This window comes from Aeromonas sp. HMWF015 (assembly GCF_963878965.1).
GTDB classification, from domain to species: domain Bacteria; phylum Pseudomonadota; class Gammaproteobacteria; order Enterobacterales; family Aeromonadaceae; genus Aeromonas; species Aeromonas veronii.
In genome coordinates this window covers 1-15311 of the sequence record NZ_CAWNZT010000078.1, presented here as the reverse complement: position 1 = coordinate 15311, position 15311 = coordinate 1, and the positions used below count along the sequence as shown (strand labels likewise).

Below are 15311 nucleotides of genomic sequence, written 5' to 3'. Positions count from 1 at the left end.
AGATCCTGGATGCCGCCCTCGCCCTCTGCGCCGAAGATGGCCTGCAGGGGGCCGCCTTGGCGATACGGGCGGTGGCGGCCCCCTGCAGGCCATCTTCGGCGCAGAGGGCGAGGGCGGCATCCAGGATCTGGCGGCGCTTGTCGGTCATGGTTTGTGGCTGCGGGATAGCCTGGTTCATGGTCATCTCCATCAGCGCAGGAAGAAGGCCATCATCAGCTTCTGGATCCAGCTGTGGTAGGGGGGATGGATCAGGGAGCCGGTGGTGAACTTGCCGCGGGTCAGCACGGTTTTCGCCTTGGAGAAGGTGAGGAACCCCTCGTGGCCGTGGTAGTGGCCCATGCCGGAGGCGCCGATGCCGCCAAACGGCACATCGTCGGCCGCCACCTGAAACAGGCTTTCGTTGATCGCCATGCCGCCGGAGTGGGTCTCCCGGGTCACCCGTGCCTGCAACTCGGGATCGAAGCTCATCAGATAGAGGGCCAGCGGGCGGGGCCGCTCGGCCACATAAGCGAGCGCCTCCTCCAGGGTGTCGTAGGGGATGAGCGGCAGCAGCGGGCCAAAGATCTCCTGCTGCATCACCTGACACTGACCCGGCACCCCGGTCAGCAGGTGGGGCACCAGCAGGCGACGCTGGTCATCGCGGGCCGGGCTGCCACAGGGGTGGAGCTGGGCACCCGCCTGCTCGGCTTCATCGAGCCAGCTGACGAGACGTTGATACTGGCGGTCGTTGATGATGGCGCCGTAGTCGGCACTATTGAGCCCCTGCGGGTAGAGCTTGCTGAAGTGGCGGCGATAGGCGGCGATAAAGTTATCCACCTCGCTGCGGGGCAGCAGCACATAGTCGGGGGCGACGCAGATCTGCCCGGCGTTGAGGCTCTTGCCGAAGATCATCCGCTCGACCGCGGTGGCGACCGGCATGTCGGGGGCGATCAGGCAAGGGCTCTTGCCACCCAGCTCAAGGGTGAGGGGGGTGAGCTGGGGCGCGGCGGCGGCCATCACCAGCTTGCCCACCATGGTGGAGCCGGTAAAGAGCAGGTGATCGAACGGCAGTGAACTGAATGCCGCCGCCATCTGGGCATCCCCCTCGATGATGGCGATCTCGTTTTCGTCAAATACGCTGGTGAGCATGGTGCGCAGCACGGCATTGGTATGGGGAGTGAACTCGGAGAGTTTCAGCATCGCCCGGTTGCCCGCCGCGATGGCGGTGATGAGGGGGCCGAGGCTCAGCATCACCGGAAAGTTCCACGGCACGATAATGCCGACCACCCCGAGTGGCTGGAAGTGCACCTCTACTTTGGCGGGGGCCAGCAGCAGGCCGGTGTGGCGGCGGTGGGGCTGCATCCAGCGTTTGAGCCGCTTCTGGGTGTAGTTAATCTGCATGATGCAGGGCAGCACATCGGCAATCAGGCTGTCGTAGTGGCTGCGCTGGCCATAATCTGCTGCCAGCGCCTTGCACAGCTGCCCCTTGTGGGCGAGCAATGCCTGCTTGAGTTTGGTCAGCTGGGCCCGGCGCTCGGCCAGGGTAGGCATGGGATGAGCCAGACTCGCCCGCTTGAGCCGTGCCAGCTGATCCGGCAGGGACAATTTGATGGCGAGGATATCCTCAGGAGTGTGTTGAAGCTGCGCCGCACCCATGTTGTTCTCCGCATGAAAAATGACCGACTGATTAGTCGGTCTAAATCTAGCTGTTTGTTACCGGAATGTAAAGCTGGCAAGCTGTCTGCTGTTCACCACGAGCTGGACGCAAGAGAGAACTGTGTGTCTCCCCACACTTTTGTGGTTTGCTAGTTGGTGGCTTATCTAATAGGGGGTAGTTTTTGGCTATTAACCTACACGGAGAGAGCACTATGACCAGGGAACTGAACAGCTTGTTGGCCCGGCTTGAAGATGTGGTTGAGCGGATGCCGGATTGCTTCAACACCTACGAATTCGCCCAGAAGCTGGCACTGCAATATCAGCCGGAATTCTTTGCCGCGGGGCACTCTCTGGCCGAGCACGAGGGTAAAGTACTGCGGGTGCTGCACCAGAAGATCGCCGAGGCGCTGGCAGGCAGCGAGATGGTGATTGAAGGGGCGCTGCTCCCCTGCGTCACCCCCTGGGGGGAGAAGGCGACCTCACCGCGCTGGCATCGCAAGCACTGAGGGGCGTAGTCAGGCAGATCACTGCCAGATAGCAGATAACGAACAACGATAAAGGGCGCGGCGCAGACAACAGGGCCGCGCTTTTTTATGCAGATTGTCGCCAGCAGCGCCCCCGCTGCCGGGAGCAAAGGCCCGGTCTGTGATCCCATGCCGGGATACGAGACCGTCAGCCGGGTAGACTCTCCCCTTTGTCGCAGGGTTTGTCACCGTAGGAATTTCTCATGACCCATAAAATCATTCTGGATACCGACCCGGGTATCGACGATGCCATGGCCATCCTGTTTGCCGAGGCCCACCCCGCCATCGAGCTGCTCGCCATCACCACTGTTTTTGGTAACGCCACCATCGACAATGGCACCCGCAATGCCCTCTGGCTCAAGCAGAAGTACGGCATGAAGGCGGATGTAGCCAAAGGCGCGGCTGCCCCGCTGCTGCGCGAGCCGGTCGGCCCTACCACCATAGTCCACGGCCCGAGCGGCTTTGGCGACATGGAGGCGGGGGAGGTGACTATCGCTCCGGATCCCCGCCCCGCCTGGCAATATATTGTCGAGGCGGTCAAAGCCGCGCCGGGGGAGATCACCCTCGTCACTATCGGCCCGCTCACCAATCTGGCGCTGGCGCTGCAACAGGCGCCCGAGATTGTCTCGCTGGTGAAACAGGTAGTGGTGATGGGGGGCGCGTTTGGCGTCAACGGCCATCGCGGCAACGTCACCCCCTATGCCGAGGCCAATATTCACGACGATCCCGATGCCGCCGACCGGGTCTTTACCGCCGACTGGACTGTGGTGATCATCGGGCTGGACGTGACCCAGCAGAGCTTCTTCAGCAGCGCCTATCTGGATGAGCTCAGGGATAAGGCGGGGGAGCCGGGCCGCTTCCTGTGGGATGTGAGCCGCTTCTATCTGCGCTTCTACTCCGAGAAGCTGGGGCTCTCCGGTTGCCACGTCCACGACCCGTCCGCCATCGCCTATGTGATTGATCCGGCCCTCTTTACCCTGCGGGAAGGGCCGGTGCGGGTGATCACCAGCGGCCCGGCCATCGGCCACACCCTGCAAAAGTTCGATGGCAAGCGCCACTCCCACGATGACTGGGCAGCCTATCGTCCGCAGCAGGTCGGGGTGGCGGTGCGCGATGAAGCCTTGCTGGCGCTCTATCGCGAGACGCTGGTGGGCTGGGGCAAGGATTGCTAAGCAAAGAGGCGCTATTGCGCTGACGCGGGGGCTGTGATCGGCGCCAAACAATCGGAGCGCACTGCCGCTTATACTGCCTTATATCAAGAGCTTGGGAGGGATGAAGATGGCCTGGATTTCCTTGATCGTAGCGATTGCGCTGATCTGGTGGTTGATGAAGCTGGGGCGTGGCGCCCTGTTCGAGATCCGTCTTGCACCCGGCAAGGTAGTGGTCAAGCAGGGCAAGGTGTCACCCGCCTTTATTGAGCATGCCAAGCAGATCCTGCGCCACGACACGGTGCGCGGTCGCATTGTGGGGCAGCGCGATGGCGATGGCGTCAAGCTGATCTTCTCCCGATCCATCCCCGAACCGGTGGCCCAGCGGTTTCGCAATATCTTCCCCTATGGCGATTACCGCCAGCCAACGGCGCCGCTGCCGGGGCCCAAATCCCGCAAGGGATAAGTACCGGAACGTGGTTCATCAATAGCAAACGGGCCTCCAGTGGAGGCCCGTTTTCTTATGACACTTGGTCAAGAGAGAGCTGACCGCCCTTACTCCTTGCCGTGCAGCTCGCGCTGGGTCTTGACCGCCGCCGCCTTGACGGCGGTGCCTTCATTGCCCCAGGAGGCGCGCAGGGTGTTGACCAGCTCGGCGAGCCGCTCATCATCCATGGTCCAGCCATAGCCCGGCATGTGGTAACCCAGATGGTCGTGGGTGACCGGTGTTTCGGCGCCGTGCAGCAGCACATTGATCAGGCTCGACGGATCGCTCGCCAGCACGGTGCGGTTGTTGACCAGCGAGGGGATGACGTGGTCTTTGCCCTGGCCGTTGACCCCGTGACAGGTGGAGCAGTACATGGCGTAGTCCGCCTTGCCGCTGGCACTGGCGTAGGCGCGGGCCCCTTTCTCCGCCACCGGTTCATCTTTCAGATCGGTGAGATAGGTGGCGATGCTGGCCAGATCGGCGTCGCTGAAATACTGGCTGCTGTGAGTGATCACTTCCCCCATGGGGCCCGCGACCGCTTCATGCTGGCTGCGGCCGGTTTTCAGCAGATCGATCAGCTCCTGCTTGCTGTAACGGCTGCCGCGAATGTCGGGGGCATACCAGCCATCCAGCGCCGCCCCGCTCAGGTAGACGGGATCCGCCTCGGTCAGCGCTTTCTCCTGCATCCCCAATCCGCGTGGGGTGTGGCAGCTGCCGCAGTGACCGGCACCCTGCACCAGATAGGCGCCGCGGTTCCACTCTTCGCTCTTGCCTGCGACCGGGGTGAAGCGGCTGTCATCGTGATAGACCCAGTTCCAGCCCATCAGCGGCCAGCGCATGTTGAGCGGCCAGGGGATGTCGCTCTCCTTGTTGGCGATGACCAGCGGCTGCACCTCCTTCATCAGGTAGTGATAGAGATCTTCGAGATCCTTATCGCTCATCTTGGCGTAGGCGGTGTAGGGCATGGCCGGATAGAGGCGATGACCATCGCGGGCTACCCCTTCGCGCATCACCTTGATGAACTCCGGCAGGCTGTAGTTGCCGATACCGTGTGCCTTGTCGGGGGTGATGTTGGTGGCAAATACGGTACCGATGGGGGTCGGGAACCCTTTGCCGCCTGCCAGCGGCTTGCTGGTCTCGCTGGTGTGACAGGCAGCGCAATCGCCGAGCTTGGCCACGTATTCCCCCGCCGACATGGCGGGGGCTGCGTTGGCGGCAAGGGTCGGCAGGGCCAGCAACAGGGCGCTGGCGGTCAGTGACAGGGCGCGGTTCATTGGGCACCTCCCTTGCTCATGGCAACCAGCTCGTTGACGGCGCGCCACGCTTCGTCGATGGCGGCGTGGGCGTAGGGGCTCCAGCCTGCATCCGAGTTGGCGATGGTGATGTTGCCGATCGGCTGGCGACCCAGTTCAATCCATTTTTCGCACTGCGCTTCGTCATCAAACAGGGTGTTGGTGACATAGGAGTAGCCGTGAGACCAGCGGTTGACCGTGATGGCGAGGATGTCCTGCTCATGGTTGAAACCGGCGCTGCCGAGCATCCCCTGCAACTGTTCGCGGATCATCTGTTCATGCTGCTCGAACGGCATGCCGAGGATCATGGCGCGCCCCTTGCGGGACTGCTCGCGTGCCGAGAGGCCGCTGCCCGGCAGGGTCGGCACATAGACCATGTGCAGGCACATCGGCTGATCCGGGCTCTTGGGATGCTCGTAGCCACCCATGCTGACCGGATAGTCGAGCTTGACCCGGCTGTAAGGGGCCGCCGGGGAGTAGACCTCGTGTACCCCCAGCTTGACGAAGGCTTGCCAGTTCTTGATCACCACCTTGGTGTAGACCAGCGGCGCCTTGGCGTTCTGGCGCAGCGCCTCCTTCTGGGGCTCCGGCATCTCGGGCACCATGTAGGGGATCATCATGTTGTAGCCCGCCATGATCGACTGCTTGGCCCGTACCCGGTGCAGTTTCCCCTCCTTGATGTAGGTGACATCCACCGCCAGCTTGCCGTCGGCGAGGCGCACGTTTTTGGCCTGCAACGCCGTGCTGCCAAGTCGCAGTTGCACCTTGTGCTCAGGCAGGTCGAGCTTGCTGTAGTCAAACTTGGCCAGCACCACATCCTGCATGGTGTGACCCGGCGCCACCTGCGGAATGAGCTTGCGCACCATCAGGCGGGTGAGACCGGCGTTGCCATCGGGGAAGTGGAAGATGTAGGGATCGTCCAGCTCCGCCTGCTCCTCGGCATCCAGCGGCGTCAGATTGAGGCCGTCGAAACCCGGCAAGGCGCACAGACGCGCATCGGCGCAGGCGGTGGCGTCGATGCCGACCGCCTGGAAGTCGTTGGTGCGCTGCTGGAAGTAAGTGATCGCCCGCTCGCTGAGACCCACTTTATCGCGCAGGAAGGTGGTGTAGCTGTTGCGAGTCACCCACTCATCCTGCTGCTCGCGGGTCATGCCGCTCAGGTAGTCTATCTTCGATTCGTGCAGGGCCAACAGGGCGGCCTTGTCGGCATCATCGAGGGGGAAGTCACCGATAAACTCTGCCAGCGGACGACCGTTCAGGCGATCGCGCGGGATATCGTCCGCCACGTTGTGGCCCGGATCCCCGTTCACTATCTTGTTGACGCCAAAGTGCTTCTCGTCGAAATAGACGCCACGGCTGAGCCCCAGATCCGGATAGAAGGTCTGCTGGAAACCGGCGGCCAGCTCGTCGATGTTGACCTCCAGCGCCTTGAGCAGCCCCAGCGCCACCGGGCTGTAGACCGAACGCGGTGATTGCAGGGATTCACTGCCGCCGTAACCCAGACGCAGGCCATCGGGGGTGGTGAACTCATTGCGCTTGGCGTGGCCGCCAAAGTCGTCGTGGTTGTCGAGTAGCAGGATCTTCTTATCCGCGCCGAGCAGTTGCTGATAGAAGCAGGCGGCGGCCAGGCCGCTGATCCCGGCGCCGACGATCACCAGATCGACCTCTCCCTCAAGGGGGACATTGGCAAAGTCATACTGTTTGCCATCGCGGGCGATGCTGTGAGCCGGTTCGAAAGAGCCCGGGTGGTTGCCGCGCAGGCCGGTGAGGGCGGGCGGGTAGACCAGCGTCTTGTCAGCCAGCGCGCTGCCGCCTTCGGCAGCCTTGAGCAGGTTGATGGGGGCGATGCCTGCTGCGATGGTGATGGCGACGCCATTGAGAAAATCTCTGCGTGTAATACTCATGGCTATCCCTGTGTTAGGAGAAGTAATGAATAAGTGGATTCATTATGGGAGGGAGACACAGATCCTGTTCAGGATTGGGCGCCGAATCTACCGCTATCCTCACGCTGAGTCCATACGATTGCTAATGGATTATTAAGCACCATTTTCCTGCTTGTGACGAGAGTGATGCGCTGATGGGGGGGGATTTGCCCTGTTGCAGGGCAAATTATCTCTCGGCTCGGTCGGTCAATGATTGCCGCAGCTGATTAGTTTGGGAGGCGTTCGGGCATCATTGTCGACTCGGGGGGATGATCGCGCTAAGCTCTTAACTACTTGTTTTATCGACTCTCTTTTTATTCATAGGCATAAAGGCCACTCAGGAGGCGCAATGAACTGGTATATCTCGGTCCTCAAGCAATATGCGGTATTCAGCGGGCGGGCCCGTCGCACCGAATACTGGATGTTTGTGCTGTGCAACGTCATCGTCATGCTGTTGCTCGGCATGGTGGACAAGATGATCGGCGGCGACAATGAGCTGATCAGCTCCATCTATTCGCTGGCTGTGCTGCTGCCATCGCTGGCGGTGGCGGCCCGTCGTCTGCACGATACCGACCGCAGCGCTTGGTGGCTGCTGCTCGGGCTTATCCCCATTATCGGCACCCTGGTGCTTATCTACTTTATGGTTTGCAACGGCCAGCAGGGGCCAAACCGCTTCGGCGATGATCCCAAAGCGAGCCCCTCGCAGGGCTTTATCGTCAGCTAACGGGCGAGGCTTGGCCAATCATCGGTCAATAAAAGAGAGGGAGGCATCACGCCTCCCTCTCTTTTTCGTGTTGATGGCCGATCAACGCTCGATCAGCGGGGCGGAGCGGTAGCTCCACATGCCGTAGGTGCGCAGGGCGTCGCGGTAGATGCCGAGCAGCTCGCTCTCGCTCGTGTTGGCCAGCTCCTCGAGGGGCTTGTCGGGGTAGCTGACGCTCGCCACCTTGATGTTGGCCGGGCCAATCTGGTCGCAGGCGATTTCCAGCACCGTCTGCCCGCGGCGTACATGGCTGGCGGAGCTTACCAGCACCGCATAATCAATCTGGTGGCGGGCGAGGGCATAGGCGCTGTAGAGGGCGTTATCCACCGTGCTGGTGGCGTAGTTCTCTTCAATCAGGCGGCTGCGGTCGATGCCGTGGTTGGCCAGCCAGTCAGCCATCAGCTTGCCCTCGGTCTGGCGGTTCTGGGGCACGCCGCCGGTCAGGATGAGCAGCGCTTCCGGGTCGGCTTTGGCCAGCTCAAGGGTGGTTTGCAGCCGGCCGAGCAGGATCTTGTCCATGCTGCCGTCGGGATTGAGGGCGTAGCCCAGGGTGACGATAGCGCGTTTGCCCTCCTTGGTGGCCTTGACCTGATCCTCGGTCAGTTCGGTCTGCAGCGGGGCGGCGGTGATCCGCTGCACCCGGGCGATGATCTCCTCCAGATCGGCGGCGCGGCCACTGTTGCGATCCGCCACTTTCGCCAGATAGCTGCGGGAGGCCTCCTTGTTACCCTTCACCAACTGCCAGATGGCGAGATAGCTGTTGATGTCGAGATCATCGGGAGCGACGGCCTGCGCCTGCTCCAGCAAGGTGATGGCGCGGCTCAGGTTGCCGTTGTAGATCTGGGCGTTGGCAGCCGAGATGAGCAGGTCGGTGCGGTAGGGTTCAAGCTGGTAGGCGGCCAGCAGCCGCTCGGTCACCAGCTCCATATTGCTTGGCATCTTGGCGGTAAAACCGGCGTGGGAGATCTTGGCTGGCGACTTGTAGATCTGCAGCGCTTCGCCGAGCAGCATGTCCACCGCCTGCCGTTTGCTGACCAGAGTATTGAGGTCATGCTCCATCTGCATCGTGCTCTCGGCCGCTTGCAGGGCGAGGGGCGAGAGCGCCAGCAGGCCGCCAAGGGTGAGGGCAAGAAGGGTCTGTTTCATCAAAAGGTCCTCTGTGGGGCTGAATCACGCTGTGGCGCAGCGGTTTGCGGGCCGATGCGACGAGGCAAATGTGCGTCAATTCAGTCTGTTAGTGCCAAAGAGGGGGCAATATAGCAGCTAACGGCGCGGCAAACTGTGAGTCGGGGCGGGTCGTCGGGTGATGCCACAACCAGTGGTTGCAACGGGTCAGCAGCCATCTGAAAAGGGCAGGGGGAGCGTGATTCCCCCTGCTGCGAGGGGCGCGGGCCCCTCCCTCTATCGCGATGCAAGACAGATGGCGTCTCAATCCATCTGTTTGTGAGTGTTCGCGGTCAGTTCCACATCGGGGAGACGCGGGCTTCCAGCGTCTCTTGCTGCTCTTCGGGCATATCGCTGAAGAAGTTGAGCTGGGTTTGCTCTTCCACCTCACGCACCGAGACCCGGTAGTCGGCGATCTGGCTGATGGGCACCTCTTCCTGCGGCATGATAAAGGCAATGGCCTGCAGTCTGGCCGGGTCCATCACGATCTTGTAGTAGGCGCTCGGGATTGCCACACCCTGACCGATGGACTCTTCAGAGCCGGTAAAGATGGGGCCGGTGATCACCTGCACATCCTTGCGGGAAACGGCCCACTTGTTCACCTTGTCCTCCAGCACGCGCCACGCCTTCTGGTTGAGCACCCCGATCTGCGGTGTCATGTTGCTCAGCAGGAAGCTCTCTTTCATGGTGTTCTTGTTCGATTTCATGTCTCCCGCCGGGGCCTGATGGCCACGGTCGTAGCCCGAGCCCTTGTAGTCGGAGAGGGTGGCGCGGTAGGCGACCGGGATCTCCCTGTCCTCGGCGAAGGCATCCTTGCGGGGCACTGTGCCCTGTGCGCTCTGGGCGGTCATCCGGTAGGAGACCCAGTCCGCAACCTTGTAGTCGTAGTTGTAGCCGACCGCATACCCTTCACGGCAGAGCTTCTGATCCGATTCGGAGGGGAGGCCAAAGCGCACGTGGTCGCCACACGCCCAGTGGGCGGCCAGCAAGGGGCTAGCAGTGAGGGTGAGGGTAACAGCCAGAACCAATTTATTGATTTTTATCATTTTTGTGATGCTCCAGTTTAGTAGGTGGAGCCATTTGACACGAGATCTGACCAGCGCTTCAATTGCTGTTTTTTTACACGTCACCGTTCTGTGACGGCCCGCCAAGATCCGTGATGTGACTGGTTAATATGTTTTAAATCAGTGGCTTGGTCGGTGGGATGATATGCGGTTGCTCGGCAGGCAACGAAAAGGGGCCCGTGATGGGCCCCTTGTTATAGGTGGAGTCTGACGGCTATCAGGCGGCGTTTGCCTTGTTGCCCAGCGTGCGGGCCAACAGTGCTTCCGGATTGTGAATCGCCTCCTTGGTCTTCACATCGATGACCTCGATATTGGTGAAGCGCTCGCGGTTCTTGATAGCCACATCGTGGGCGAAGATGACGCAGCGGGCGTTGGCGACATCCTTGGCGGTAATGCGGTTGATGATGCCGTTGGCGCCCTGGGTCTCGACCTTGATCTTGATCCCCTGCTGGGCGGCGGCCTTCTGCAGGCTCTTGGCGGCGAGGAAGGTGTGGGCCACGCCAGACGGGCAGGCAGTGATGGCCAGTACGTCCGCTTCCCCTTCCGCTTCAATGACTTCGAAGCTGGTTTGGGTGGTGGTCACGTCATCTTCTTCGCTTACCGGTTTCTTCAGCAGGTTGACGATGATGGCGGTGGTCAGGGCGCCGAGGATGGTACCCAGGATGTAGCCCATCTTGCCTTCAACAACCGGCAGGACAATCCAGCCACCCCAGGGGGCGTGGTTGATACTGTGCATCATGAAGCCGGTGATGTTGCCGACGATGCCGCCTGCGACGATGGCCGGGATAACACGCATGGGGTCAGCAGCGGCGAACGGGATGGCACCTTCACTGATACCGATCATGCCCATGATGGCGGCCGCTTTACCGGATTCACGCTCTTCTTTCTTGTAACGCTTCGGAGACATGAAGGTCGCCAGCGCCATACCGAGCGGCGGTACACAGATGGCGATACCGACGCCGCCCATCAGCCAGGGCTGGGTGTTGACCTGAGTCTGGGCAAACAGGGTAGCAACCTTGTTGACCGGGCCGCCCATATCGAAGGCGGTCATACCACCGAGAATGGCACCCAGCATCACTTTACCTGAGCCCGCCATGCTGGAGAGCCAGTGGTTCATCCCTTCCATCATGGCGGCGATCGGGGCACCGATCCCCCACATCACGATGCCACACACCAGGAAGGTACCGATCAGCGGATAGATGAAGATGGAACCAAGCGAGGTCATGGAGTCAGGCAACTTGATCCGCTTGAGCTGATTGACCACGAAACCGGCGATAAAGCCCACCAGAATGGCGCCGAGGAAACCGGTTTGATAGTGCTGAACGGCAATCCAGGAGCCGATCATGCCCGGAGCCAGGCCCGGCTTGTCAGCCAGCGAGTAGGCGATGTAGCCACCCAGTACGGCAGTAAACAGAGTCAGACCGGCGATACCCATAGTCGCCATGTCTTTGAGGAAGCCCGCTTCCGGCACGGCACCCTTGCCGCTCATCATCACCGACAGGGAGAGCAGCACACCGCCCGCCACGATGAAGGGGATCATGTGGGAAGTACCAAACAGCAGGTGCTGCTTCATGGTATTGAGGCGATCCTTGAAGGTGCGCTCGTCGGGTTCAACCGGCGCAGTGGCAGCCGGTTTGGCAGCTGGCGCCGGTTTTTCCGCTTTCGGGCCTTGCTTGAGCAGGGTCAGGGCTTGCTCGACAGTGGTGGCGGCTTTCATCTGCTCGATAAAGCCCGGCTCCAGTAGACGGGTGGAGAGCTCGGCCAGCACTTCGATGTGGTGGTTGGCGCCGCCATCCGGGGAGGCGATCATGAAGATCAGCTGGGTCGGCTTGCCATCTTCGGCGCCGTACTCGATACCCTGACGGCTGACACCGATGGCAATGGCCGGACGGCTGACCGCCTTGCTCTTGGCGTGGGGCAGGGCGACACCCTGCTCGAAGCCGGTGCAGTCCAGCTGTTCGCGGGCCCAGATATCCTTGACGAATTGCTGTTGATCAGACACGGCGCCATCGCGCGCCAGCATCTGTGCCATCTCGTTGAACAGAGCCTCCTTGCTGGTGGCCTTCAACTCCAGGCAGATGAGTCTGCCGTTGGTCATGGTGGGTAACATATTACACTCCTGGCTCCGTTGCCGAGCCGCATGATGGGGGGAACAATTGACCTGGATATTGTTCTCCCGTTGGCGCGGTGCCGAAATCGGACAAATGTGCCGTTTACTGGATTTTTGTGCTGGCAAGAATGAGCTGTGATTCTCATCTCGTTTTGGCGTGATGATTGAATTCGATGTGAATATTAATTTAATTATTTAGTATCAATCACTTACTTTTGTTTTGTTCGTGCGAAATCTTATCTTAGTGTCTAGGTCGATGATGGGTTTTCTGTGATGGAATGGATATTTGTGTGATTTGTTATGGGTCAATAGTGTGAGCTGGTTGGCAAATAGCAGGCGCCTCAAGTGATTTTATTGTCATTAATTGGGAGGGAGATAACTCTGTGAGTATGGTCAACCGTGTTGTGAAGAGATGAAAGGGGATGGATGGGGATAAAAAACAAGGGCCATCATTGATGGCCCTTGTGCATATTCGAATGGGGCATAGCCTCAGGATGTGCCCGTTAGCAGCTGTTGCCGGCGCGGGCGACCCGTCCTTCGGCCAGCAGTTGATAATTGCCAGTCGCTGCAGGAATAAAGGCTGATTGCCCCTTTTCCAAACGCAGTGACTGTTCGCCCTGCTTGAGGGTCACTGTGTCATCGATGGCAAAGAGGATCTCGGCGCTGGCAGTGGTGAGCTGATGCTCGCCAGCCGGGTAGACGCTGAAAGTGAAGTCAGGTACCGGCACGTCGAAGTGCTGTACCGCACCATCACAGCGGGGGGCCAGCAGGATCTGGTCGTCCAGCTTGGGCAAGCAGCGCGTGCAGTCCAAGAGCTCTGCCACGTCGATGTATTTGGGGGTGAGGCCGGCGCGCAGTACGTTGTCGGAGTTGGCCATGATCTCGAGACCCGTGCCGCGCACATAGGCGTGCGGGGTACAGGCATCGAGGAACATCGCCTGACCGGGCTCAAGCGTCACCACGTTGAGCAGCAGCGGCGAGAATAGGCCCACATCTCCCGGGTACTGGGCCGCCAGACTGGTGATGAGGGCAAACGTCTCCTCATCCTGATGGGCGGCGGCATAGGTTAGCAGCCCTTCCAGCGCCTCCTCCTTGCACGCCCCTTCCAGTACCAGCAGCTGGTGGAAGAAGTGCTGCAGGCCCGCTTCATTCTGGCAGGCGGCAAGGGCTGCGGTCAGATCGGCGATGGCCGCCAGATTGACCCGCTCGAACAGTGCCAGAATGGCGGGGATAGCGCGAAAACCGTTCATCGCCTGATAGGGGGTGAGGGCAAAAACCAGCTCCGGCTTATGGTTCGGGTCCTTGTAGTTGCGATTGCTCGCCTTGATATCGATGCCTGCGGTCTCCTCTTTGGCAAAGCCCGCTTCGGCCTGAGCCTTGCTCGGGTGCACCTGAATGGAGAGAGCCTTCTCGGCACACAACACCTTGAACAGGAACGGCAGGCTGCCAAAACGGGCGAAGGTGGCCTCACCCAGCGCGGCGGCTGGAGCCCTGTCGATCACCGAAGAGAGCTTTTGCACACTGCCCGCCAGCGTCACCTCGGAGCAGCCGTTGGGATGGGCGCCCATCCACAGCTCGGCCTGGGGTTTGCCTTGCGGGTTGGGGATGCCAAACAGGGTGGTGAGGGAGTCATGACTGCCCCAGTCATAGCCTTGAATCGGGTTTTGCATCAACAGAAAGGAGGGCAGATCGCTACTGCTCATAAGGGACGCCTCGTCTAGTTTGAAGAAAATCGGGTGCAGAAAAGGGTGGCATTACTGCTGTGGACCGGACTATAACATGGGCGGTCGTGCGCGCCGCAACCGCTTGCCTCTCTCTTGATCAGGATCACCATGTCTCTCATCTTCAGCCAACTGCTCGACGGAGCCCTGAGCGAACAGGTTCCATTTGACCAAATCTGGTTTGCCAGTGAACAGGGGGTGCCACCCAGTTTCAGCTATCAGGTCAACTTTCCCCGCCTCGAGCTGGTCTTTAGTGGCGAGTATCTCAACCAGATCTGGGACAGGGAGGAGGGGGTCAGAGAGATCAGCGTGTTACCAGGGCAGGCGCTCTATATTCCCCCCAACGGCTGGAACAAGCCGCTCTGGACCACCGACTGCTCGGTGCTGAGCCTGCTCTTTGGCAAACGCCAGCTGGGGTTCAGTCTGGTGAGCAAGCGCCGTGAAGATCCGGACTTTTTCGATGTGCAAAAGCACAGCATCATGGCGCGGGCGGGCCATGTGATCGAACACATTTTGGCGGCGCTGAACGTACTGACCGAGGATCCTGGTCGCTCCCCCACCGATGATCACCTGCTGCAGGCCCTGCTGGCGAGTGCCCGTCAGCTGTTGCTGGAGTCCGCCACGGATCGGCCACGGGGGGCAGAGCTCTTTCACGGGATCTGCATCTATATCCAGGAGAACTTTCACCGTCCCATCACCCGTGACTCCATTGCCCACCGCTTCAACGTTTCAGCCAGCCATCTCTCCCACCTGTTCCGCGAGCAGGGTCATATGCGCCTTGCCGATTACATCAGTTGGGTGCGGATCGATCGGGCCAAATTCATGCTGAAAAAGTACCGCTTTCGTCTTGAAGAGGTGGCCAGTCGTTGCGGTTACAGTGACGTGAACTACTTCTGCCGGGTGTTCAAACAGAAGACCGGTTTGACCCCTTCCCAGTATCGTTCCTTGAGTCAGCCGCAGGCGGTGGCCAGCGAGCTGGAGGGATAACTGGGCGGGGTCGGAGAGGCGTGGTGACGGCGCACTAGCGGGTGGCTACCTCTTTGGTCTGACATGCTTTCTTGTCGTTTTATTATGAAAATGAATGGGCTAAGATGGCCGCGCGCAACAAACAAGTTGATAACAAACGGAAGTTAGGAGATGCCGATGGAAAGCAAAGTAGTAATCCCGACCCAGGGTCAGAAAATCACAGTCGATGCCAACGGCAAGCTGCAGGTTCCCAACCATCCGATCATTCCGTTTATTGAAGGGGATGGCATCGGTGTTGACGTAACCCCGGCCATGTTGAATGTGGTGAATGCTGCGGTCGAGAAAGCCTACAAGGGCGAGCGCAAGATCGCCTGGATGGAGATCTATACCGGCGAGAAATCGACTCATGTCTATGGCGAAGGTGCCTGGCTGCCGGCCGAAACCCTGGATTTCATTCGTGAATATTGCGTGGCCATCAAGGGCCCGCTGACTACTCCGGTCGGTGGCGGTATTCG

At 60.4% G+C, this 15311-nt stretch carries 13 protein-coding genes; 6 read left to right on the top strand and 7 right to left on the bottom strand.

What is annotated here, in order from left to right; all coding sequences use genetic code 11:
• Positions 1 to 189: 189 nt before the first annotated feature.
• Positions 190 to 1635 (bottom strand): coniferyl aldehyde dehydrogenase, encoded by a 1446-nt coding sequence (locus AACS18_RS03450; RefSeq protein ID WP_021230685.1) that lies wholly within the window; start codon positions 1633 to 1635, stop codon positions 190 to 192.
• Positions 1636 to 1847: 212 nt separating this feature from the next.
• On the opposite strand from AACS18_RS03450, the gene AACS18_RS03445 reads away from it, so the two are divergent.
• The 3 genes from AACS18_RS03445 to AACS18_RS03435 all read left to right on the top strand — a co-directional run bounded on the left by AACS18_RS03445 (position 1848) and on the right by AACS18_RS03435 (position 3773).
• Positions 1848 to 2141, top strand: coding sequence for a hypothetical protein (locus AACS18_RS03445; protein WP_005353197.1), 294 nt, complete (start codon positions 1848 to 1850; stop codon positions 2139 to 2141).
• Positions 2142 to 2362: 221 nt separating this feature from the next.
• A complete protein-coding gene (locus AACS18_RS03440; RefSeq protein WP_108613698.1) occupies positions 2363 to 3331 on the top strand; it encodes a nucleoside hydrolase in 969 nt (322 codons plus the stop codon).
• A 106-nt stretch (positions 3332 to 3437) separates the two neighbouring features.
• Positions 3438 to 3773 carry a DUF3634 family protein gene (locus AACS18_RS03435; protein WP_005353195.1) on the top strand — a complete coding sequence of 112 codons (336 nt, stop codon included), beginning with the start codon at positions 3438 to 3440 and terminating at the stop codon, positions 3771 to 3773.
• An 89-nt stretch (positions 3774 to 3862) separates the two neighbouring features.
• On the opposite strand, the gene AACS18_RS03430 is transcribed toward AACS18_RS03435, so the two are convergent.
• Both AACS18_RS03430 and AACS18_RS03425 read right to left on the bottom strand, forming a co-directional pair.
• A complete protein-coding gene (locus AACS18_RS03430; protein WP_108613697.1) occupies positions 3863 to 5068 on the bottom strand; it encodes a c-type cytochrome in 1206 nt (401 codons plus the stop codon).
• On the bottom strand, positions 5065 to 6990 hold the full coding sequence (locus tag AACS18_RS03425; RefSeq protein WP_108613696.1) for an NAD(P)-binding protein: 1926 nt from the start codon (positions 6988 to 6990) through the stop codon (positions 5065 to 5067). Before AACS18_RS03425 ends, AACS18_RS03430 begins: the two co-directional genes overlap by 4 nt.
• A 367-nt stretch (positions 6991 to 7357) precedes the next feature.
• On the opposite strand from AACS18_RS03425, the gene AACS18_RS03420 reads away from it, so the two are divergent.
• Positions 7358 to 7732, top strand: coding sequence for a DUF805 domain-containing protein (locus AACS18_RS03420; RefSeq protein WP_108613695.1), 375 nt, complete (start codon positions 7358 to 7360; stop codon positions 7730 to 7732).
• An 81-nt stretch (positions 7733 to 7813) separates the two neighbouring features.
• Here the strand turns inward: AACS18_RS03420 and AACS18_RS03415 are convergent, their stop codons facing one another.
• The 4 genes from AACS18_RS03415 to manA all read right to left on the bottom strand — a co-directional run bounded on the left by AACS18_RS03415 (position 7814) and on the right by manA (position 13812).
• Positions 7814 to 8917, bottom strand: coding sequence for a YdcF family protein (locus tag AACS18_RS03415; RefSeq protein WP_108613694.1), 1104 nt, complete (start codon positions 8915 to 8917; stop codon positions 7814 to 7816).
• A 311-nt stretch (positions 8918 to 9228) separates the two neighbouring features.
• Entirely contained in the window at positions 9229 to 9981 is a 753-nt protein-coding gene (locus AACS18_RS03410; protein WP_108613693.1) for a DNA/RNA non-specific endonuclease, read from the bottom strand.
• 235 nt (positions 9982 to 10216) lie between these two features.
• Positions 10217 to 12109: a PTS fructose transporter subunit EIIC gene (locus AACS18_RS03405; protein WP_108613692.1), complete on the bottom strand. Its 1893-nt coding sequence runs from the start codon at positions 12107 to 12109 to the stop codon at positions 10217 to 10219.
• A 503-nt stretch (positions 12110 to 12612) separates the two neighbouring features.
• Positions 12613 to 13812 (bottom strand): mannose-6-phosphate isomerase, class I, encoded by a 1200-nt coding sequence (gene manA / locus AACS18_RS03400; protein ID WP_108613691.1) that lies wholly within the window; start codon positions 13810 to 13812, stop codon positions 12613 to 12615.
• Between the two features lie 129 nt (positions 13813 to 13941).
• Here manA and AACS18_RS03395 point away from each other — a divergent pair, with 129 nt between their 5' ends.
• Positions 13942 to 14817 carry a helix-turn-helix transcriptional regulator gene (locus AACS18_RS03395; RefSeq protein WP_164979925.1) on the top strand — a complete coding sequence of 292 codons (876 nt, stop codon included), beginning with the start codon at positions 13942 to 13944 and terminating at the stop codon, positions 14815 to 14817.
• Between the two features lie 156 nt (positions 14818 to 14973).
• A partial coding sequence (locus tag AACS18_RS03390) for an isocitrate/isopropylmalate family dehydrogenase (RefSeq protein ID WP_258228840.1) occupies positions 14974 to 15311 on the top strand: 338 nt, incomplete at its 3' end.